14 protein-coding genes and 1 riboswitch are annotated in these 22845 nt (G+C 43.2%); of the genes, 2 read left to right on the top strand and 12 right to left on the bottom strand.

Translation table 11 applies throughout. The features are described 5' to 3' along the window. Positions 1–274: 274 nt before the first annotated feature. Positions 275–2938, bottom strand: a complete 2664-nt coding sequence (locus ACTHRG_RS05025) for an S-layer protein (RefSeq protein ID WP_440230688.1) — start codon at positions 2936–2938, stop codon at positions 275–277. A gap of 694 nt (positions 2939–3632) precedes the next feature. On the opposite strand from ACTHRG_RS05025, the gene ACTHRG_RS05020 reads away from it, so the two are divergent. Further along, entirely contained in the window at positions 3633–5213 is a 1581-nt protein-coding gene (locus ACTHRG_RS05020; protein WP_440230687.1) for a C39 family peptidase, read from the top strand. A gap of 49 nt (positions 5214–5262) precedes the next feature. Here ACTHRG_RS05020 and ACTHRG_RS05015 read toward each other — a convergent pair whose 3' ends face one another. From ACTHRG_RS05015 to ACTHRG_RS05000, 4 genes are all read right to left on the bottom strand, one after another. Next, the gene (locus ACTHRG_RS05015) at positions 5263–7473 is read right to left on the bottom strand and encodes a cell surface protein (RefSeq protein ID WP_440230685.1); all 2211 of its coding nucleotides are present in this window, start codon (positions 7471–7473) and stop codon (positions 5263–5265) included. 120 nt (positions 7474–7593) lie between these two features. Then, positions 7594–8976 (bottom strand): S41 family peptidase, encoded by a 1383-nt coding sequence (locus ACTHRG_RS05010; RefSeq protein ID WP_440230684.1) that lies wholly within the window; start codon positions 8974–8976, stop codon positions 7594–7596. Between the two features lie 105 nt (positions 8977–9081). Next, complete coding sequence (locus ACTHRG_RS05005; RefSeq protein ID WP_440230683.1) at positions 9082–9918, bottom strand: hypothetical protein; 837 nt, start codon at positions 9916–9918, stop codon at positions 9082–9084. Between the two features lie 319 nt (positions 9919–10237). Next, positions 10238–11884 carry a hypothetical protein gene (locus ACTHRG_RS05000; protein ID WP_440230682.1) on the bottom strand — a complete coding sequence of 549 codons (1647 nt, stop codon included), beginning with the start codon at positions 11882–11884 and terminating at the stop codon, positions 10238–10240. Positions 11885–12067: 183 nt separating this feature from the next. On the opposite strand from ACTHRG_RS05000, the gene tagU reads away from it, so the two are divergent. Beyond that, the gene (gene tagU / locus ACTHRG_RS04995) at positions 12068–12988 is read left to right on the top strand and encodes a polyisoprenyl-teichoic acid--peptidoglycan teichoic acid transferase TagU (RefSeq protein ID WP_440230681.1); all 921 of its coding nucleotides are present in this window, start codon (positions 12068–12070) and stop codon (positions 12986–12988) included. Positions 12989–13109: 121 nt separating this feature from the next. Here tagU and ACTHRG_RS04990 read toward each other — a convergent pair whose 3' ends face one another. The 7 genes from ACTHRG_RS04990 to ACTHRG_RS04960 all read right to left on the bottom strand — a co-directional run bounded on the left by ACTHRG_RS04990 (position 13110) and on the right by ACTHRG_RS04960 (position 22790). Further along, positions 13110–13340: a hypothetical protein gene (locus ACTHRG_RS04990; RefSeq protein ID WP_076259385.1), complete on the bottom strand. Its 231-nt coding sequence runs from the start codon at positions 13338–13340 to the stop codon at positions 13110–13112. 153 nt (positions 13341–13493) lie between these two features. Next, positions 13494–13577, bottom strand: a riboswitch (cyclic di-GMP riboswitch). Positions 13578–13890: 313 nt separating this feature from the next. Further along, entirely contained in the window at positions 13891–15897 is a 2007-nt protein-coding gene (locus ACTHRG_RS04985) for a penicillin-binding transpeptidase domain-containing protein (RefSeq protein WP_440230680.1), read from the bottom strand. Positions 15898–16180: 283 nt separating this feature from the next. Continuing rightward, positions 16181–17671, bottom strand: a complete 1491-nt coding sequence (gene argH, locus ACTHRG_RS04980) for an argininosuccinate lyase (protein WP_440230679.1) — start codon at positions 17669–17671, stop codon at positions 16181–16183. A 14-nt stretch (positions 17672–17685) separates the two neighbouring features. Next, positions 17686–19377: an ABC transporter permease gene (locus ACTHRG_RS04975; RefSeq protein ID WP_440230678.1), complete on the bottom strand. Its 1692-nt coding sequence runs from the start codon at positions 19375–19377 to the stop codon at positions 17686–17688. Then, positions 19374–20480, bottom strand: coding sequence for an ABC transporter ATP-binding protein (locus tag ACTHRG_RS04970; RefSeq protein WP_440230677.1), 1107 nt, complete (start codon positions 20478–20480; stop codon positions 19374–19376). Before ACTHRG_RS04970 ends, ACTHRG_RS04975 begins: the two co-directional genes overlap by 4 nt. Before the next feature lie 14 nt (positions 20481–20494). Next, on the bottom strand, positions 20495–21589 hold the full coding sequence (locus ACTHRG_RS04965; RefSeq protein WP_440230676.1) for an extracellular solute-binding protein: 1095 nt from the start codon (positions 21587–21589) through the stop codon (positions 20495–20497). Positions 21590–21605: 16 nt separating this feature from the next. Then, positions 21606–22790, bottom strand: coding sequence for an ROK family transcriptional regulator (locus ACTHRG_RS04960; RefSeq protein WP_440230675.1), 1185 nt, complete (start codon positions 22788–22790; stop codon positions 21606–21608). Positions 22791–22845 lie beyond the last annotated feature (55 nt).

Here is a 22845-nt window from a genome sequence, read left to right as displayed (position 1 = left end):
TCATTTTTCGGAAAAGGCAGTCACCAGCAAATAAAAAAAGACATGTAAAGATTTTCCACATAGTTTCTAAGGTCTATATCCTCTAAATCCCGGCCTGGTCTACTTTATAGAAAATACTGCAGAGATTTAGCTCCACAGATCACATCATTTGTGGAACAAAGTACCTGTCCCCTTACCCTCTGATAATCCACTTTTAGATATAAAAAAGCTCTGTGTGAATATTTCCACTACAGAGCTTTTTATGTTTTTCAATAGGATTATTAGTTCCTATTTATTACTTAATTACAATTTCCTTCACATCAGCCACGTTAGAGTTGCTATCAGCTAAATCTAAAGTTGAAGTTGCAACTAATTTAACTACTTTTCCAGCAGCAAGTTCATCTGACAAGTCTGTGTTAATTGTAAAGTCAATTGTAGCAGCAGCGGCACCGCCAGTAACTGTAGCAGTTGAAACTTTAACACCATCAACGAACAAATCAAAGTCGTTAGCATCTCCTGCACCTGATGCAATTGCTTCAGAGAATGTAACTGCTACTACTGTAGAAGCTCCAAGTGACTTAACTGTAGAGCTTGTTACAGTTGCACGAGTATTTTCATTAATTGCGATATTCTTTGTATCAGAATTCATTTGAGTTACGCTTGAGCTGTAACCAGTAACACCATTAACTGTTACATTGTAATTACCAGTTGCTTCAACTGTGTTATCAGCAATGTAAACACGTACTACTGCTTTTGCACCATCTACATTAGCTGTAGTTGGATTATTGTAAGTTAATACAGCACTGCTTACTGTTGCTCCTTCAATAGCATAGTTTGAAGTATTAGTTGCTGTAGATGCGTTTACAGCATCAGCAAATTGTACATCAACATAAGCACCCTTAGCGTCGATACCATTAACAATTGGGTTAGTAGTATTTAAAGCTAATTTTGTAGTAGTTGAGCTAGTGCTATTTAAGAATGAAACAGTTTTCGCAACTGAATTATTGTTGAATCCATCAACGAAGAAACCAGTTGGGATTTCTACACTGTAGTTTACTCCTTCTTTAATTACAGAAGTACCATCATGTAGTTCAATAAATACAACTTTAGAATCTGTAGAATCAACGTTGATTTTTGCAGCTGGAACAACGATTGACTTTTGGACTCCATACTCATCAGTATATTTTAGAGTTAAAGTTGTCCCTACTTCTGTAACTGCTTCACTGAAAGTAACTTTAAGGTTATTTACACCACTAACTTTTACTACTTCAGAAGCAGTAACTTGTGGAGCTACCTTATCATGTGCAAAGCTAACAGTTTGACTAGATGCACCATTTTCATTTTTATTTAAGTCTTCAACAACACCTGCTGCAAGAGCAAGAACACCACTTGTTGTTGTACTAGGAACGGTTACATTAAGAACAGTTTTGTCATTTGCATCTACCGCAACATCAGCAGCAGTTAATGCAACACCGTTATAAGAAACCTTAGTAGCATCTACTAGTTTAATAGTCTCAGAAAACTTCACTTTAACTGTAGTAGGTGAAGCAGAAACAACTGAAGCAACTGTAGGTTTTGTTTTATCTGCATCACTGATTGTAGCTTTTGCAGTTGCTGGAACTGAGATATTTCCAGCAAAATCAGTAATTGAAGGGAAAGATACTGTAATTTCTTTATTTGCAGTAGTTGCTGAGTCAAATACTACAGTAAATGACTTACCATCAGCAGATAAACCATATCCTGTTGCAGCAGTATCTAAAGTAACTGCTGAGCCATCTGCAAATTTTGCGGATTCAGAACCAACAGCATTAACAGGTTCAGAGAAATTAACTTTGTAAGTATATTTATTTACATATTCAACACCAGTAATAGAAGCACGTACTGTATCATCAAAGTTGAATGCAGTAGTGAAGTGACCAACTTTTTTGTTAGAAGTTGAAACTAATTTATCTGCAATAACTTCTACTGAGTGTGTACCTTCCCAATCAGTTGCAGATCTAATAGTAAGTTCTTTTCCGTCCGCACTTAATGAAGCTTCTAGAGCATCAGCAGCAGCGCCATCTACTTTAAACGTTCCATCAACTAGTGTCCCTTTACCCGCACCAGTAGTCTCTACTACTGAAGACTCTTTTAGTGGAAGATTAAATTTAACAACTAATTCTTTAGCGTTAATCGCACTTACACTCTCAACTGCAGGAGCAAGTTTAGCTTCGTAAGCAGCTTTAACTTCAGAAACTTTAGTTAATAGAGCAGCACCAAAGTCAGTATCTTTGTCAAGCTTAGCTACGTAGTCAGCTACGTGATCCATAGCTTTTTTAGCATCTTCAAGTTTGCCTTCTGCAACTAGATCTTCAGCTTTATCAAAGTACATTTTCACAGATACTTCGTTTGTGATGCTGTCACGAGTATCTTGAGCTTCTAATTTGAACGCGTCAACTAGAAGTTCACGAGCTGTTTGGCCATATACACGGTGAAGGATTACTGTACGAGTTTTTAATTCGTAAGAAATTTCATGGTATAGCTCTTCAGCTTTATCCCACTCTTTTTCTTCTAAAGCAGCTTCTAAAGCTTCTTTCTTGTCTTCTAGAGCTGTAGCATAGTTGTATGCATCAATGTAAGTAACAACGCGCTTAGCGATGTACTCGTTATATGTAGCATCTAATTGTGCAAGGTAAGCTTCTTTATGCTCCCCGCCAGCTTTTGTTACAAGAGCTTTAGCATTCTTGTATGCAGCTTTCGCAGCGTTGTACTCTTTGTACACGTCAGCGATTGGAGCAAACTCACCATTTGCAGTTACATCACTGTATGTGTGATATGCCTTTTTCATTTGTGTTACAGCTTTACTTACCTCAACAGCAACATTGCTTGCAGCGTCAGTTTGAGCTGGAGCAGCAGCAACGAATGCAGATGCAGCAACCGCGGAAGCAGCAGCTAATTTGATAGCTTTCTTTTTACTCATGTTTCGTATTTCTCCCTTCGAATATAAAAAGTAGTACAATGATCCGCCAGACTTTTACATCTGTTTTTAAGCTTATCGGCTAATGCTAATCATTGCCTAGCAAACTTAACGAGAATTATACTAATCTTCTATGGAAATATCAACCTATATGTCTATTTCCTTCTAAAAAATTAGTAGAATTGTGTCAGAGGACTATATAACTGGTTTAATTACCATCCCCTCTCACATTTCCTATAATAATACATTTTTAGAGGAAATTCTAGGTTTTTATTGAGTTTATTTGCAATAATTGGTTAGTAATTATTTCCTCTAAAACCACAAATAACAATAAAAGCACACTTTAAGATTATATTCTTCCGGACTATGTATATGTCATTTTTGTTGTAATAACATCACAAACACTTATATACCAACGTTTTATATATTTTCTTAGTAACAACTTTGTAACATTACTGACTTATTAAAAAAGGCGGATGATTATGAGTGGTCCTTTTTGACTATATATTGTTTTTGTTAGCATTTACAAGGAAAATTTTATCTTTTATCAGTCAAAAAGATATAGTTCGACTCAGTTTATTTTTCTGAAATTTGAATATATATGCTTTTGTTCCTTATTTTAAAAAAGGAACAAAGACTAATCCAAATTAAGGTAGAATAATATTTGTCTGATTCTTACAAAGGAGGTTATGTATTTTTGAAGTCAAAGTGGTATTTTATTAGTTTTCTATTTATCTTGTTTGTATGTGCGGGTACGGGGGAGGCTTCAGCCAAAACACTTGTGGATGCACCGCATATCAGGCAGATGCCTGAGCTGCCGAGAGGGTGTGAGGTTACGAGTCTGGCCATGCTTTTGGAAAGCCAGGGAGTCAATGCTCCTAAAATGACGCTTGCCAAAGAGGTTCGCAAGGTGCCTTTTAAGAAGAATGGCCTTCACGGCAATCCGTATGACGGGTTTGTCGGCAATATGTATACATACAGCCAGCCGGGACTTGGTGTTTATAATGGACCCATCTATGATCTGGCAAACAAATATCTGCCTGGGAGAGTGGTGAATCTGACTGGATCCAATGCCAGCGCCATTTATCGTGCACTGGATAACGGAAGCCCTGTATGGGTTATTACAAACACCGTGTTCAAGCCGCTCTCCAGCAGCTATTTCCAGACGTGGCAGACATCAAGCGGGCCGCTTCGCATTACCTATAAAGAGCATTCCGTTTTAGTGACAGGCTATGACAGCCAGTATGTCTATATCAATGATCCTCTCTATTATGGAAAGCATCGAAAGGTATCACGCAAGAATTTTGAGGGATCGTGGGTCCAAATGGGGCGGCAGGCTATTACTGTTGTGCCGAAGCCGAATTGGGGTGCAGAACTGATTCCGGGGCAGACCGGGAAGCTGACAGTGCTTAAGCCGATTACGCTTTGGAACCGGACAGGCAGCGGTCTTTCTGCAGCAAAGGTGCTCCAGCCATTGGAAGGGTTAAAGGTGTGTGGATATGACAGCAAGCATGGCGGGCAGTATAAAATCTGCAGCGGCGGTTATGTTACAAACATGAGCGGGTATATCCGCTATGAGACCCCATCATCTGCTGTATTGAATAAAGCCAATATCGGATTTGCTGAGCGGGATCTGAAAACAGCGATCTCTTATGCAGGCAGCCTTAAATGGGAAATTCACATTGATTACCGGAAGGATAAATATCCGGGAAAAGTAACGGATTACCCGAATATGACGTATTTTAACGGCACAAAGAAATACATGAATTCTGCTCAAACAGCCATTAACCGCATTTCGGACACCGCGAAGAAAAATGAATTGCAGGCGTCCCTTAACGCGAATGTCGCCGTTCATTATAAACGGGCACAGGGGTATATTGATGCGGTTACATCCGGCAAAAAGCTGCTGGCCATGACAGATGAACTTCAGAATAGCATGATTGCTGATCCGCTGTCTGACACAGGAGAAAGCCTCTTCCATACTCTTTCTTATGAAATCAAAAAGAATGCCGTGCTTCTTTACAGAGTTTACGGGCAGTCAACAAGAGAAGCGATCCTTGCTTCCTATAAGGCACCCGCTGAAAAGGAAATTGAGAAACACCGATTTGCGATTTCCGCCAAAATGAAAATCGACGAGCTTGAAACATTGAGCAAACAGCCGATTTCTGATGAAGAATATAATACTAGAGTCGCAGAAATAGAAAAACTGGGCAGCCAGATACCGGATGCTTCGGTAAAAGCTGTTTATTTAGAAAAAATAGCTGAATTTAAGCAATAAAAAAAATGGCCGGACGCTCATCAAGAGAGTCCGGCCATTTTTCCTTATCTTACTGTGTGCTTAACACCCAAGCTGTCCCATTAAACGTTGCCTTAACAGATCCGGCAAGCTTATTTCCTGCCTTATCAAATAGTTCCTCATCATCGTAAAGAACCGCGTCACCTGTTAAGGTACCTTCTGTTGCAAATGACCACTTATGCTGATCCGCGTTGACAGCTGCAGATTTCAGCTTCCCTGCTCCTGTATAAGTGAACAGGGCGTTGGCCTGAGTCTCGTCAAGCTCAGCGCTCTTAATCGCTGTAAGCTTTCCGGCTGAGTCCTTGTAATAAAGAGCTTCAGATGCTGTAATTACTGGTGCACCCGCTGTTCCTGAAACCGCTAATACTGGCGCTGTTTTATCGATCTCAAACTTAAGAACACTCTTGTTGCCGGCAAAATCTATTGCGGTTACTTCATACATTCCTTCATCTGTTAAAGGTGTGGCTAATGTATATCCGGCTATGGCTGCCCCATTTTTGGCTGCTGACACAGAAGCTACATCGGCTGCTTTTGTGGATACTGTTACTGACTGATTCACAGCAGATTGATCAGCAGCACCCTCTAAAACAGGAGCCGTTTTATCAAGTGCAACTGGAATTGATTTCACGATGCCGTTTATTTTCACAATCAGGGAAGCTGTATCACCGTCTTTCCCCTTCACGGTGATGTTTTCACCGCTCGCTGTGAAGACAGACTCTTGGCTGGTAAACAGCTGGGCATTTACGTTTTTCAAATCCGCTTCATTTCCATATTGATCTTTTGCCGTGAAGTATCCTGCATCAATTAAGCTGTCAAAATCAGTGTCACCACTTAAGAGAATCTTTGTTTTCCCGGAAGCCAGCCCAAATTCTGCAACAGCAGATGCAGATTTCACTTCGATTGGAAGCTTATACTCCATTTCGTTCCATGTCACGATTAAACTAGCCTTACCAGGTGCCACAGGCGTAATTTTCCCGGATGCGTTCACGACGAACTTTGTTACATCAGAAGATTTAAACGTTATGCCAGGGAACTGGCTTAGCTTTAGCTCTTCGTCTTTTCCATCACCAATGATATCTCCGTTTAGTGTCATCGCCTCAGACGGTGTGAACTGATAGGTTTGCCCAGTTACTGTATATGCAGCATCTTTGCCTTCAGCGTTTACGATTTTCCCTTTTTCCAGGCTGTAAAGCTGAGTTCCGTCCTTCACTTCAACTGTCTCTTCCAGAATTAATTCGTTTGTTTCACGGTCGAACAGCTGGATTTTAACAGGGCCAGTTTCTTTAAGACCGTCTTTTGCATATGCCGGTGCAAGAGAACCAAGGTCTGTAAAGTATCCTTTATCATCTTTAATGATAAAGTCATTTTCCACACCATCGATAAACAATTCATTTCCTTCACTGTCAAAGAAGCCAATCATGTCATACGCTGTCATTCCAGGCAGATCAGTTACATAATAAGCATCTTCATAAAATCCGATTTCAGCTACATCTTCAAGGCCATCCGTGTATGAAGCGATGATCTCTCTGTACCGGTCTGACAGCAGGTCATAGAGTTCCTCATTATCAACATACTCCAGCCACTCATTTACATTTTTATCGTGCTTTGCCACCTGGTCAAAATCTTCCTTCTCCAGTGCCGCTTCATATCGGTCCAGTTCAATGTGAATACTTACAGGGTAAAGTGCCTGAAACTTCGCATCCTCTGCAGGCGTCTTGTAGGTATCAAGAATGGCCTGTCTTGTAGACTGTCCATACACACGGTAAAGAATGATGGCCTGCTTCTTTATTTCATATGAAAGTTTATGATAAGCCGCTGTTGCTTCTTCCATTTTCCCTTCTTCCAGATATTTCTCCATTTCACCAGTGCCTTTTAAAAGTTTTTTGCCGGAAGAAATGGCATCAATATAGGCAGCTGTACGGTCAATATAAAGCTTTACCGTATCCAGTCTGGCGCTCAGCTGCACTTTCTGCTTGCCTGATAATTTATTAACTGCTGCTTTAGCTGCTGCGTAATCTTTTTTGGCCTTGTTATAAAGAGTCCATGGCTGTGTGACAGCATCGGCATCATAGTCCACTGATGTTGCACGGATAAGAGGCACTTTGCTTTGTTCTGCTTTCAAAACCAGACTTTCGGCTGTTGAAGCTGCGTCTGCCTGAGCAGGATTAACGGCTGCGAAAGCGGAAGCTGCAATGGCTGCTGCCCCTGCCAATTTAACTGTCTTACTGAATTTTTTGCCCACTTGTTTATTCCACCTTTTCTATGATTTTAATAATCTTCCAAAATTTTTATTAACTTCCAGAATATCTTTATCATAATTTGTTATTATGAGAATTTCATTATGATAATATTGGTAATTTTGTTATTGAACTGTTACTTCCAAGCAGATGCCTTCATTCATCTTCCGGTCATTTAATCCTTTCCAGTTTGGATGGATGATCAGCAGGTAGTTTCCTTTAGAAGCGAGAGGTTTCTTCGGTATGATTTTGATCGTTTTTTCGTCCGTAACCTGCACGTCTATTTCCGCTTCACCGCCGCCAAGCTGGATCAGCTGAACATCCCCCTTCTTTAATCCATCCCATTGCATGCCGGCATTCATTTTTACAGTGAAGGTCTTGGTGACTGGGACATTTTGCAGCGTTGGCAGCTTCCTGTATCCCTTAAGGCCGCTTACCAGCTGATCACGATGTGAGATGAACAGTTCATCACCTGCAGCTGTCTTAATGTTCGGAGCAACGCCAATTTCATGGACTGGAGATCCCTTCGGCGAGAAGAATTTGGCGGTGGTCAGTTTAAGAACACTCTGATCACTCAAAGTAAACAGTGATTGCATGGATCCTTTCCCAAATGTGTTCTGGCCGTAAAGAACAGCTCCTTTTTGTTCCTTAACGGAGGCGGAGACCATTTCAGAGGCGCTGGCACTGTTTTCATTGATTAAAATATGCACTGGTGAGGTGAAGCCCACAGGCTGCTGAATCGCCTGATAAACCTGTGCCTGATTTCCTTTGTATCTCAGCTGAAACGCTTTCGTAACTCCCGGAAAAAAGCCTGCTGTCTCCTGGGCTGCGGAAACATAACCGCCGCCATTATTGGTGATATCAAAGATCCAGCCATTTGCCGGCCCCAGCTTCTGAATAGCCGCGGCAATATCCTCGGACGCATTCATAGAAAAGCTGTTTAAGCGGATATAGCCAATATTTCCGCCGAGCATGCGGGATTCCACATTAGGAAGGTGAATCACCTTGCGCGGAATGGTCATTGTCTGCATGCTCCCGGTTTCACTATTGATAAAAGTGAGCGTAACACTGGTGTTTTCTTTTCCGCTTATCAGTGAAATCGCGGTCTGTACGGACTCACCGGCAAGACTGGTTCCATCCGCCTTCACTAAGATGTCCCCCGGTTTCAGTCCGGCTGCTGCAGCAGGGCCTTCTGGTATAACCGACATGATCCGAATCCCGCTTTCGCTCTCCTCTAAAACGACACCGATGCCGACCAGCTGCTGTTCTATGGCATTCGTAAATTCCGCAAACTCTTCAGCCGACATGTAAACAGAGTATAAATCCAGGTACCGGACCATTTCTTTAATCGAGGGCTTGGCCAGCACCCAGTCCGGCAGCTCTTCCACATAATAATCCCGGATGAGCTCCCTTGCTTCTTCAACCGGCCCTGCCGATGCTGATGCAGCAGAGAAATTAACTAATAGAATCAGAGCCAATAAAACAGAGAAATACCTTTTTAAAAGCATGCTTGTCCATCCTCTCTTGATTGAATTCTACTTATCTTATCGGATGAGAGGGTGATATTCTGCAGTGAAAAAGCCCTCTCATAAGAGAAGGCCCCATCCATTTTATTACTGTACTTTAAACCACAGCTCATCTTCCCAGCCGCGATTCCAGACGATATAAGGATTGTCATTGGCATCCACAACAAACGGAACCCATCCTTCAGTCTGGCCGCCTTTGTAAAGATCCTGAAGTTCAGGGCTTGGCGTAACAAAGCCGATGTAATGATCATTCAGCGCGCCTTTTTGGGTGACCGTATCAAACATGGCCTTATTGACCATCCAGGAATCAAATGTTTTTCCTTCATACTCGATTAATTTAATTTTGAATTTAGCAAGGATATATTTTTTTCCTGCAGGCGGAGGAGGATTCAGCGAATTTGCCTGCTGCATCATTTGCCACGCCTGATTAGCGTCTGTTACGGCTTCTGTCATGGTAATCTGGTATTTCTTTTTGCCATCCATCCAGTCATTGGCCGTCATGTCCCAGGTAACGCCAACTGTAGTTGGGTTGCCCATTTTCCCATAAGGATTATGGATGCATTGAGCTGCTCTTAGTTTTGTTTTGCTAGGCGTTTCATATTTCACCTTTGTGTCGCGGTCTACATAATAGCCGCCGCCTACACTCAGCTTGCCGGGCTTAAAGGCATAAATACGATAAAACTCGCCTTTCTTCAATGTGCGGGAAGGGACTTTTTTCTCTCCCTGAAGCTTGTAAAGAGTTGTGTCTTTTAGGACCGTCAAACGCCCAATCTGGCCGGACTTTAATTCTACGCCGTCCCACCAGATCTTCTTCACACCTTTGTACTGATTGCAGAACGTATTGCTTTCAGCTGCACTTGCCGCAGGTGCTGTAAAACCGAACAGCATTAAGAAAGATAGAATAACAGTTAACCATTTTTTCACTTTTTTGTACCATCCTTCCATTTTTTATCAAGGTTATTATACTGTATATATTTTGGCGCAGGTAATAGTAAGGTGATAGATTAAGAAAGTTGAGAAAATAGTCCCTATTTATAGTTGTGTTGTTAGTCTGAAAGTTCTATTTGCAGAATTCCTTTCTCTATTTGCAGGTATGGGATTCTATTTGCAGAAGCCGGGATTCTATTTGCCAAATTGGAAATCTATTTGCAGAATGCTGCCTGCTATTTGCATTGTTCACATTTACCCGTAAAAAAGGCCCCCGTTCCGGAGAGCCTTTCATAGAAAATGGTTAAATAGGTTTTTATTTAATGCTCTTTAACATAGCTTCAATGCCATCCCGTACATAATCCGCATTATGCTCAATGGAATAATTAATCTGAATCAGCCGGCCATCGTGGTTTATGACCATTTCATACAAGTAAAAGCCATTGGCGGCAGTGTGAACATGATAAAGTGTGCCTGGAAGCAGCTCTTCCTCCACGGCCTTCACTGGTGTGCCGTATGATTGCAGCGCCTCACGCTTCAGGACTTCTATGTCTGTTCCCTGTTCAAGCGTTCTGAGGCTTAAGTGTCCGGTCGGATCACAAATGACTGTTCCCTTTATTGGGTCATCAATTAAACAGCTTTCGTCTCTCGGAATATAGACTAAGCCATTTCCATGGTCATAGAGTGTAAACGCCCCTGCCACATCGATTGAGTACCCATAGTCAGTGTAATAGGTTCCTCTTTTAAAGCCGTTTCCATAGTTGAAAGCACCGATTCCGAGATTCGCGTAATAAGACTTGGTTTCACCGGAGAGGTTTGTAACATCGACTTTGAAGCGGAAAGTGCGGCCAGGAGCTCCGTCATTCTCTTTTAGAGTCGGGTCGGGCAGCTTGAAAAGTTCAGATTGAGATAAATCTGCAGAAAGCCGGTCCGCTTTTTCCACTGAGTGAATTTCTTCCGTCATTTCTTCTCCATTCATCTCTCTGGTAACATAGACAACTGCTTTTTTTGCTGGCGCAGACAAATGTAATTCCAATGATTCGAGCGGATAGGCATCTGTCAAACTCAGCATCATGGTGTGGTTTTTATTGATTGTCAGGTGTGTTCCTTTACTGCCTGCATAACGTACAAATGCCGACTCCAGCGTTACTTCTTCCTTGTCCCATTCGCTGATTAGCGTTTGATATTCTTCGTATGTTTTCATTAAAGTCTGATAGATGGCTGAGGAAGGCAGCAGATTTCCTGTCTTTTCCCCATTAACAAATAAAGCATATGTTTCATCCAGATATCTTTTGGATTCAGGTAAATTTCCGCTGTCTATATTGGTTTTCACTTTATCTAAAGCCATTTTAATAGAAACGGGATAAAGCGCCTGTCCACGCACCTGTTCGGCCGACTTTTTAAAATGCTGGCGGATTAAGTCCCGGGTGGTCTGGCCGTACACCCGGTCCAAGAGATACGATTGCTTTTTTAGCTCCCATGACAGATTGTGATATAGCCGCTCTGTTTCATTGTTTATGATATGTTTGTCCAGCTGGTTTTTCAGGGAGAGTTTTGCTTTCTCAATCTTTGCTCCTGCATTGATCGCATCGATATAAGCGACTGCCCGGCCCGTCTTGCCAGGCTGCACACTGATATATAAGTTCACATTTTTCTCCAGGCGATTTAGAAGCTCCGTTTTCTTTCCACTTTGGGGAAGGCTCCCGACTGCCTTTTTTGCTTGAGCATAAGCTGTCTTCGTCCCATTATAATAACCCCATGGTATAGTCTTGCCATCACCTGTTCCTTCAATAGAAATGGCCCACTTAAGAGACCCTGCATAACTCTCCGATTGCCTTACGAGCTTTTCTGCGTAGACTGATGAAGCTGCGGCTTTAACAGGTTCTGCTCCGCTTGAAAAAAGCATTGCTGAAAAGATAGCTGCTCCTGCGAGACATGAGATCACTTTTCTGGCAGGTTTCAAATAACTCTCCTCCTTTTAACTGAACTGATAATAAATTCCATTCGATTATAGTCCCGGGTTTCTTTAAATTCTATAGGTAAATAAATACAAAAAACACTTCTGCTGCGGCACATCCAGGATAGTTCTTTTTCATTACAATTGTGGTATTATCGATCTAGGATTTTTAATTTGAGGTGAAATCATTTGGCTGGCAAAAAGGGACGGAAAAAGTGGACTCTTGTTATCGCGCTGTTTATTATCACATTGCTATTAGGTGCAGGCGCCTATGCTTTTTATGTATATAACTCTTTGACTTCTGCTGTTGATACCATGCAGGAGCCGATTCAGCGGGAAAAATCGGAGAAGCGTGAAGAAACGATTACCTTAAAAGATAGAGAGCCGTTTTCGGTCCTACTGCTTGGAGTGGACGAGCGTAAGGGAGACAAAGGCCGATCGGATACGATGATTGTGCTGACTGTTAATCCCGACTTGAAATCTGTCAAAATGCTGAGCATTCCCAGAGATACGCGGACTGACATCATCGGGCACGGAACGGAAGACAAAATCAATCATGCCTATGCTTTTGGCGATGTTGAGATGGCCATCAATACAGTAGAAGATTTCCTGGATATCCCGATTGATTATTACATTACAATGAATATGGATGGCTTTAAGGATATTGTGGATGCTGTCAACGGGATTGATGTAACCAACGAAACAGACTTCAACATGGGGAAATTCCATTTTAACGAGGGAAGCATTCACCTTAACGGAAGCGAAGCATTATCCTATGTGCGAATGAGAAAGAATGACCCGAATGGGGATTTTGGCCGCCAGCAAAGACAGCGCCAGGTCATCCAGGGTGTTATTAACAAAGGGGCGAGCTTCAGCTCCCTGACTCGTTTTGATGACATCTTTGCAGCGCTCGGCAAAAACGTTAAAACTGATATTACCTTTAAAGAAATGATGGATATTCAAAAGAATTATAAAGACACAAGAAATAACATTCAGCAGCTGACCATAGAAGGTGATGGCCAGTATATCGGGGACATCTGGTATCTGATAGTGCCAGATGAAGAAAAGCAGCGGGTCCAGGGTGAGCTGAAGGGACATTTAGGATTATAACTTAAAAACAGTGCATTCCTGATGGGGGAATGCACTGTTTTTTATATGAAAACATGCAGGGAGGGACTGTTCTGCAGAAGCTTTCGAGAAGATCAACCTGGAGTGTTAGAAGAAAACCTGATTACATTGCAACTGCCTTTCCCTGTGTCATTTTGCCATATGCTTCAGAAAGATTCTTCAGGCATTCCTGCCTTAGTCTTTCATGACAAGAGAAGTCATACAGCAGTTCATTTTCAAGTTTGGATGTAATCGCCTTCAGCCTTTCAAGTTTAGATTCCTTTAAGCGATTATTTGCCAGATAAGCTTTTATCTCTTTTTCAAAGTATTCCACCGTTCCAAATATTACACCCATTAAAATCCGCCTCCTGTTATTAGATTTTTCAGTCATTTATTCGTTTCCCTATCTGCACACCAGCAAACATCCAAACAGCAAAGAGGCCTGCATTAAGGCAGACCTGATGTTTGGTTACAATGAGTTTAGGGCCAATTTTCCGGCACCAAATACACCTGCAACCCGACTATCATAGTCCATGACCTTAGACTCGTGGCTTTGCGTCCTTATTTTTCAATAAGTTTGCCGAATATTTGTTTTTCGTTACTATTATAATAAGACTTTTCAGCTATTTATTTCAACAATTTTCGATAAAATCTTAAAATAACATTACTTTTGATATATATATATGCCCGGCGGATAAGAAACTTGTCCTCTATTTGCAGGTTTTTCTCCTCTATTTGCAAAATTAAGACTGCTATTTGCAAGATTAGATATCTAATTGCAAGTTCATGCTGGCTATTTGCGGTATCAGGCCATCTATTTGCTGTGACTGTTCAAGGTTCACAGCAGTCCTAATGTTTCGCCGGGCATTAAAAAAGCCTGCACCCTATGGATGCAGACTCTGTTCTTAAAATCGCCCTTTATGCTCTTCAAAAACCTTCTTCACTTTCTCCACGACCACTTTCGATCCGCCGCTGTTTTCAACGCCTTCTATCATCATCGCAATGAGCAGCTTAGGAGACTGCGGGTTGTAGGCAACAAACAGACCATTTTCCTGGCCTTTTTCATCCGCACTTTTCTTCAGCTCCGCAGTTCCGGTCTTCCCCGCCAGCGGGTAATCTTTCATATAAGCCGTACGGCCGGTTCCGCTTGGGTCCTGGATGACTTTAGCCATTGCGGCTGCCACCGTGCCGGCTGTTTCTTCACTCATGATAGCTTCCTTCAGCACCTGGCCCTTTTCATCTTCTTCCAGGAGAACAGGTTTGATCATGGAACCTTTATTGATAAAAGGTGTGTAGGATGCTGCAAGATGGACAATGCTCATTTCCACCTGTCCCTGGCCATAGCCGGAATCAGCCAGCAGGATCTCTGTATCCAGGCCGCCAATCTTGGATTGTTCCAGCGGGAATGCGTATGGAATTTCCTCTTCAAACGCGAATTTCTTGAGTCCGGCTGAAAACTTTTCTTTTCCCAGTTCAAGCGCCTGCTGGGCAAAATAGATATTATCCGAATACATCATTGCTTTTTCAAAATTGACCGGTCCGCCCGGATCTTTGACACGAGTGACTTTATAGCCGCCCCAGGAACTATCCTTCTGCCATTGCAGGCCTTTGACATTAATGGTTTCATCAAGAGTTAATGTTCCCTCTGTCAGTCCGATTGCTGCTGTCAGCGGCTTCATCACGGAACCTGGCGCATAGGTTTGCTTGAACCGTGTCAGAAGGGGCATGTCCTTATTTGCTTCAATCGCCTTCCATTCATCCGCGGTAAAACCGAGTGAAGCCTGGTTCGGGTCAAAGCTCGGGCTGCTGACGAGTGCCAGTGTATTACCGGTTACCGGGTCAATTGCCGCTGCGGTTCCCGGCTTTCCTCCAAGCTCTGTGTAAAGAGATCTCTGCAGGTTCATATCGATGGTAAGCTGAATCGTTTCACCGTTCTCCACCGGCTTTTCAGCGAGAACCACTTCAGAACCGTCTTTCTTCTGGATGCCGATTTTGATTCCGTTCGACCCTTTTAGTCGCTCTTCAAGGACCTGTTCAAGCCCTCTTTTCCCGATGATATCGGTGCTTGAATAGCCTTTACGCTCTTTCATTTCATCTGCAGTAATTGTTCCCACATAGCCGATAAGATGGGCTGCTGACTCACCCATTGGATAGACTCTGCCTTTGACATCCTGCTTCAGGACGCCTGGCAATGCGAACACTTTATCAAGTGTCGCCTGATCATCCGGGGACACTTTTTTAATAGGAACAAAATAGCTCGGCTGCACCCAGCTCGCGTTCAAGCTTTTATTAATCTGCTCTTCTGACATTCCCAAGGCTGCAGACAAGCCTTTTATCGTTTGCTCCTTCTGATCGCCCATTTGTTCAGGCACGACACCGATTTCATAGAGGGTGCCATTTAGAGCAAGAGGGTCACCTGTGCGGTCCACAATATCTCCGCGCTGCGCCGGAACAGTTGAATAGCTGATTTTATCCTCTGGCCCCAGCTCCGGAAAAATATAAGTCGTATCCCAGGCAACATACCAGTTTTCTTCCTCTTTCGCTTCTTCCTTCACAAGCTTGGCATCATGGGTAAACTCAATTTTGCCGGCAGCACTGTCCATGCTTGCTGAAAAAGGAAAACTTGCCTTCTCTTCTTTTTTGTATTCCTTTTCCATATCCGGCTTGTATGTTACCTTCAGATTATCTATCTCTAAATCCTTATAAACCTTTTCATACCGGGCTGCAAAATCCTTTTTGCTGATCGACTGCTTCGCATCCTTCGACAGGAATTCATACATCTTCTCAAACTCCTGCTTATTCCAGTGCTCCACATACTGCGAAAAGCGATCCTGCGGCTTAATCTCCTTATTGCACCCGCTCAAAGCGGCCAAAATCAGGGCTGCAAAAACAAAATATAAAACCTTTCTCATACATCACCCTCCCTGATACTATATTATCATTTAATTGGAGAAATTTCCTAGTGACAGGTACCACCCGAATTTTGTCGAAAACTCAAAAAGAAGACTCCACATTAAAGTGAAGTCCCGCTAAAAAAGATAACGAAGATAGTTTAGTAGGAAGCTCATAATATCCTCACTGCCCCCAAGATCAAGTCTTCCAGAGAAGTCACTGGGCCACCGGTGATATTAGTACCGTCAGCAAGAGTGCCAGAAGGTTAGATTAATAGACTTTAGCAAATAGGAACGACACTAGTCAAAATCTAAAATTAATCAAATTCTCCCGCTTCTCCTTAAGTCCTCTCACAGTCCCCTCATAGCTGAGCAGTTCCCCTGTGAGGATTTCATTCCGTTCCTTGATCATTCTCGAGACCTCATCCGGATTTGGTCCTCCCTGGAGTCTGCGGATCTGTACAAAGTATTCTGGAGAAATGATTTTCTTCCACTCTTCCTCTGACAGGGAAACGGGAACATATCCCTGAATAACTTCATTTACATCTTCCACTTTCCAGTCGCATAGCTCTTTCTGATCCTTCACCGTTTGTTTCGAAATATAGCTGGCAATGGAGTGAGCTTTCCGGAATGGGATACTGTAGTCTCTTGCCAGGGTGTCAGCTAATTCTGTGATTGTGATGCACGATTTTTTGGCCATTTCTTTCGCATGGTCTTTATTGACCTTTAAAGTGGCAATCACGGCATACATCAGCTTTAATACCCGATTCGCATTATTAAAGGCGCGATACAGATGGGGCTGCAGATCATCTTCTGTATCGACGATATCGCCGAATGGCGTGTTATGGACCATGTTCATGGCAGCGTATGCTTCACCATAGGCACTGCTGGCAATGGATCTGGAATGCTCAATGGAAACCGGGTTCCGCTTCTGCGGCATTATGCTGCTCACCTGCACGTAAGGATCTGCCACCTGGAAAGTGCCAAACTCTCTTGTTACATGCTGAAGGAAATCCTGGATCCACCGGCCGGTATTCACCATGCAGGTCATCAGGGCGGATGACGTCTCCAGCAGGTAATCGGCTCCCGCAATCGAGTCATATGAATTCTCGATAATCCCCTCAAATCCCAGCAGTTCACGCGTACGGTCTCTGCAAATCGGGAAGCCGGTCGTTGTAAGGGCCGCTGCGCCAAGAGAGGATTTGTTTACGGTTTTATAGGCAGCCCACAGCCGGTTGATATCCCTTTGAAGAACATCATAAACAGCCAGCAGATAATGCCCCAGCGTAGTCGGCTGGGCCGGCTGTGTATGAGTATAGCCGGTCATATAGGTCTCTTTATGCTCTTCAGCTTGCTCAAGCAATGCCTCACTAAGCTGATAAGCACTTCCCAAAAGCTGAAGCAGATGTTCCCTCAGGACGAGCCTGTACATAGCGATCCCCATATCATTCCGGCTCCGGGCAATATGGATTTTCCCGGCCAGCTCATCACCGATCTCTTCTCCTATTTTCGCTTCCATCATAAAAAAGAGATCTTCAAACTGAGGCTGGTAGGATAATGAGCTGGTGTCTGACATTGCCACTTTATTAATTCCTTCGAGCATGGTTCTTGCTTCTTCTTCCGGAATGATTCCCTGTTCTGCCAGCATGATCACATGTGCCCGGTGGATATCGAACATGACATGGAACAGATAATCCCGCTGGTCATTGAAAACAGGCATCAGCAGTTCTTCTGCATACGTCTTGCCAGGAAAGGCATGGCCTTCACTTTTAATAAATTCTTCTAATTTGCTCATTTTTTCAACTCCGTTTATGACAATGATTTCTCAGCTTTTACACCAAAAAACTTGTTTGATATGAACAGAACCAGTGCGATTAACGTTATCTGGATCATTCCGTAAGCTGCCGCCTGGCCCATATTGAACATTCTCAGCTGATTCATAATCTCGATGGAGATCGGGCGGTTTGAAAGGGTATACAGCAATACAGACGTTGGAAATTCACCGACTGACTCAACAAATGCCAGTAATGTTCCTGATAAAACCCCTGGCATAATGATCGGAAGGATTACTTTTCTGAACGTATAGAACCACTTTGCCCCAAGGCTTCTCGAGGCTTCTTCTATAGAATCATCCAATTGCTCCAACACAGCATTGGTCGATCTGACGACTAATGGAATATGGCGGATAAAATAGGCCAGAGGCAAAATCCAGAATGTGCCGACAAGAATGTTGCCAAACGAGAAGATGTTCGGCTCATTAAAAGCAAAAATCAAATTCATCCCTATAACAGTGGCCGGCAATGCCCATGGAATCATAACCAGAATATCCACAAAGCTTTTCCCGACAAATTTCCGTTTAACGAGCACATAGGATGCCAATACGCCAAAGACAAGGTTCCCTGCTGTAGCGATAACCGACAGGATCAAGCTATTTTTCAGCGGTTTGAATATGTTCGGATCCTGGAACAATAAACGATAGTTTTCAAAATTAAATACTGAAGGATAGGTCTGCCACGTCCAGGTCCCGTCCGGCACGAGCGACAGCAGGAGAATCGTGAAATGAGGAAGCAGCAGAATGATGACTCCCACGATTCCTGTAAAGACCAGTATCCACTTCAAAACAGGATTATTCACTTCACTGCGATGGGCGCCAATCCCTTTAGAAGCCATTCGGTAATCCTTGCGGTTTTGGTACCAGCGCATAAATAATAGGAAGCTGATTGATACAACCGATAAAATAACCGATTGTGTGGCGGCCACTTCCATATCGCCGTTGATTTTTGAAAAATAGATCTGCAGACTCAGCACTCTGAATCCGCCTGCCAGCAGAAACGGCGCACTAAAGGAAGCCATCGAGATCATAAACACCAATAAGGATGCGGCGACAATAGCCGGTGTCAATAATGGAAAGGTTACTTTCCAGAACACATTAAACCGGTTGGCACCCAGGTTGTATGCAGCTTCTTCAAGAGATGGATCAATTTTATTAATGGCTGATGAAACAGTCATATAGAAATACACATACATAGTATATGCATGGACTATCAAAATGCCTGATATGCCGCCTATTTTAAACGGGACTTCATCCAGCCCGAACAGGTCTTTAATGGCATTGGGAATCAATCCGGTTTCTCCATACAGGAACATGAACGCCATTACTCCTACCAGTGACGGCAGGACGATCGGCATGATGGCAGCCGATGCAAAGAAGCCTCTGCCCGGAAAATCATACCGGTTGAAAATGAATGCCAGCGGGATGCCGATCAGCGCACTGACCAGGACACTCAATACCGAAATATACACTGAATTCCACAGGGCTTCCAGATTGGTTTTGGATTCCTGACTAAAGAAGTCACTGTAATTCCCAAAGGTCATGCTGCCTTCTTTTTGAAGACTTTCCATTATGGTCCGTAAAGAGGGATAAAGAACATACGCAATGAGAACCAGCAGGACCGGAATAAGGAGGAGCAGGGTCAGCCTTGTATCCCGATTTTTAATCATGAGGCATCACCAGTCACCACAGGAATGATCCGCATCTGCTCTTCAGGCAATTCCACCCAAATCTCTGCACCCGCCTGCAGGTTTCTGGATAATCCGCTATTCAGGGCATTTACCTGAAGCTTAAGGCCAGCAGCCCTGACCACCATATTGATGAGGGAGCCGAAGAAATGTACCTCCTCCACGGTTCCATTGAAAATATTTTTCCCTTCTGTCTCTTTTTCCAGTATTTTAATAGATTCAGGACGTATGGATAATGCCAGATTCCCTTTGTTCTCCTGATTATAATTAAAAGGGGCATTTCGGACGGAAAGCTCACTGGCACTTTCACCGTTCTGCACTTGTACAAGAATGTTCTCATCTTCTATTCTGCTGATCATCACAGGCAGCAGGTTGATTTCTCCGATAAATCCTGCAACGAAATCATTGGCTGGTTCATTATAGATTTCCGAAGGTGTTCCCACCTGGTGGCAGACCCCAAAGTTAAATACCGCAATCCGATCGCTCATGGATAAAGCTTCTGCCTGGTCATGGGTGACATAAATGGTCGTGATATTATACTCCTTCTGTAATCTCAGTATTTCACTTCTCATTTCATCGCGCAGCTTGGCATCCAGGTTGCTGAGCGGCTCATCCAGGAGCAAAATCTCCGGTTCAATTACCAATGCCCTTGCCAGCGCGACACGCTGCTGCTGACCTCCGCTTAACTGGCTCACCTGACGATCGGCGTATTGCTCAAGTCTCACCTTTTGCAATACATCCTTGACTTTTATTTTGAGCTCCTTGGAGCCAAGTTTTCTAACTCTTAATCCAAAAGCGACATTCTCGAACACCGTCATGTGAGGAAAAAGGGCATAGTTTTGGAAAACCATGCCCGTATTTCTTTTTTCAGGAGGTACACGCGTCATATCCTTATCGCCGAAACGGACAACACCTTTAGTAGGATAATAGAATCCAGCAATCATCCGAAGTGTGGTGGTCTTGCCGCATCCACTTGGTCCAAGGAAGGTAAAGAATTCCCCATCCTTTATATCCAGATTTAAATGATCGACTGCAATAACCTTCCCAAAGGCTTTTTGGACATTATCTATGTTTATGGACGCCATACCTATTACACTTCCTATTCTTTAATTTCTTTTTCTCCGCTCTTAATGTTTTCATCCCAATACTTCATCCAGCTGTCGCTGTTTTCCTGGAATACTTTCCAGTCGATATCCATGCTCTTAATCTCTGTTTCTGTAATCCATTCAGGGAGTCCTTCTACATCATCCCTTGTAGGAATGCGGTAAAATTCTTCTGCAAGGATCTTGGCCGCTTCAGGTGTGTTGACAAACTCATAGAATGCTTCAGCAGCCTTCGGATGCGGAGCATCATTCACAACGGCAATTCCTTCTGTCAGGACTGGTGTTCCACTTTCTGGAATGATGAATTCAAATGGATAATTTTTATTTTCTTTTAACATAACAACGTCAGGCATTGCCCAGACAGACAGCTTTCCTTCTCCTTTGGCCACCTTGTTGTACATCATTTCAGGATTTGCTGCGTATTCTTTCGTGTTGGCATCCAATTTTTCAAGCCATTCGTAACCGGCCGCTGTATCCTTGGAGTCCTTAAAGTCGCGGTAAATCATGGCTGAAAAAATCGTTCTCATCGTTCCGGATGCCAGCGGATAGCGGATGATAATTTCATCCTTCCACTTTGGATCCAGAAGCTCATCCCAGTCTTTAGGCGCTTCATCTTCTGATAACTCTTTGCTGTTATACATAATGACTTCCGGCGTTTGGCTTGTTCCGGACCAGTGCCACTCTGGATCATGGAAACCTTCTGCCAGACTTCCTGCATAGGAAGGCTCATACGGTTTTAAGAGTCCTTCATCCTTTGCCTGATCGAAGTTTACAGACGGAGCTCCCCACCAGACATCAGCCTGCGGATTGTTTTTCTCGGAGCGGATCCGGTCCAGAATTTCCTGTGATCCCATATCAAGCCATTCCACATCAATCTGATATTTTTCCTCGAATTGCTGTTCAAACTTTGATAGAATATCCTTTCCATGCGGTGAATAGATAACTACCTTTTCTTCCAGCTTATTCTCTTTCTCTCCCGGCTCTTTTTCAGAGCTTGAGCTGGACCCCTGTTCAGAGCTGCACGCAGATAGCATTAATGCAGCCGAAATGGATAAAGTGGTTATAATTGATATCCTTTTCTTATTTTTCATTGAAAAATCCCCCTCATTAAGAAAATTTGATAATACTTTCATGCTCCCGCAAAAAGAGTGAAACAGCACCCAGGACTCCCGCATTATCACCTAATCGTGAAGTCTTCAATTCTACTGAACTTGGAAGATAGTGATTCACGATCCTGTCCAGTTTAGGCAAAATGTAATCAGATGATTTTAGAACACCACCTCCTAAAATAATCACTTCAGGATTCAATAAACTCGCGGCATTTATGATTCCATACGCCAGATGATCAATGGCTTCATCAATGACCGAAATGGCTGCTGTATCACCTTTTTTCGCAAGGGCAAAGGCCATTTCCCCCGGAAGCTCTCCCTTTATGGCCTGAGCATAAGCCGAGTGGGCCGGATCCTGCTGGATGACTTCCGTCAGTTTTTTTCCGATCGATTTGCCGCCGGCGACGCTTTCCAAATAACCGTAGCGGTGAAAGATGGGCTTAAAGTCTTTTTTTATATCTGTTTTATCCGTCACCATATAGCCCATCTCGCCAGCAGCGTTTGAATAGCCGCGGTACAGCTGATTGTTGATGATAATTCCGCTTCCAATGCCGGTACCGACTGCAATAAACAGAACATTCTGTTTATTTTTCGCGTTCCCAAGCCATTGTTCCCCAAGTGCTGCAACATTCACATCATTATCCACATGAATTGGGAAAGGGAAGTATTTATTGGCTTCCGCCATGAATGGGTACCGAATCCAGTTGAGACTAGGTGCTTCCAGGACAACCCCATTGGATGTCTGGGTGATTCCAGGAACCCCTGCTCCCATTCCAAGCACCTGATCAAGGGGAATATGGCTTTCATCCAGCATGGAATGCACTTCTTTGGCGATTTGTTTTAAAAGACCTGATTCTAAAAATTGAACTGTAGAAAAACTGCTGGAGTGGACAATATTGCCTCCGAGGTCGCTAATAACTGTCTTTACTTTCGTTCCGCCGATATCTGTTCCGATTACATAAGCCGCTTTTTCATTGAAATAAAGATGTATCGGCCTCCTCCCGCCTTGTGAAGACGATTCGCCTATTCCTTTTTCATACACCCACTTTTCCCCTATCAATTCATCTACCAGTAAAGAAACAGTCGGCTTGCTTATAGAAATCTTCGCAGCAATCTCGGCCCTTGAAGTCGGTGAATTTTCCTGAATCCATTGAAGTACTCTCTTTTTATTGATTGATTTCATTTGCATAGGTGTCCCATTAAAATTCATCACATCACGGCCTTAATTGATTTGGTTA

The sequence above is a fragment of the Cytobacillus sp. SAFR-174 genome, assembly GCF_051964675.1.
Lineage (GTDB): Bacteria > Bacillota > Bacilli > Bacillales > Cytobacillaceae > Cytobacillus.
The sequence above is the reverse complement of the archived record's forward strand: the minus strand, read 5'-3'. Positions and strand labels throughout refer to the sequence as shown.

Excerpts from the sequence above, each read along its gene's own strand:
- ACTHRG_RS04960 (WP_440230675.1), bottom strand. The coding sequence starts at position 22,790 with ATGAAATCAATCAATAAAAAGAGAGTACTTCAATGGATTCAGGAAAAT.
- argH (WP_440230679.1), bottom strand. The coding sequence starts at position 17,671 with ATGAGCAAATTAGAAGAATTTATTAAAAGTGAAGGCCATGCCTTTCCT.
- ACTHRG_RS05010 (WP_440230684.1), bottom strand. The coding sequence starts at position 8,976 with ATGCTTTTAAAAAGGTATTTCTCTGTTTTATTGGCTCTGATTCTATTA.
- ACTHRG_RS04985 (WP_440230680.1), bottom strand. The coding sequence starts at position 15,897 with ATGAGAAAGGTTTTATATTTTGTTTTTGCAGCCCTGATTTTGGCCGCT.
- ACTHRG_RS05025 (WP_440230688.1), bottom strand. The coding sequence starts at position 2,938 with ATGAGTAAAAAGAAAGCTATCAAATTAGCTGCTGCTTCCGCGGTTGCT.
- ACTHRG_RS04970 (WP_440230677.1), bottom strand. The coding sequence starts at position 20,480 with ATGGCGTCCATAAACATAGATAATGTCCAAAAAGCCTTTGGGAAGGTT.
- ACTHRG_RS04965 (WP_440230676.1), bottom strand. The coding sequence starts at position 21,589 with ATGAAAAATAAGAAAAGGATATCAATTATAACCACTTTATCCATTTCG.
- ACTHRG_RS04990 (WP_076259385.1), bottom strand. The coding sequence starts at position 13,340 with ATGGGTGTAATATTTGGAACGGTGGAATACTTTGAAAAAGAGATAAAA.
- ACTHRG_RS04975 (WP_440230678.1), bottom strand. The coding sequence starts at position 19,377 with ATGATTAAAAATCGGGATACAAGGCTGACCCTGCTCCTCCTTATTCCG.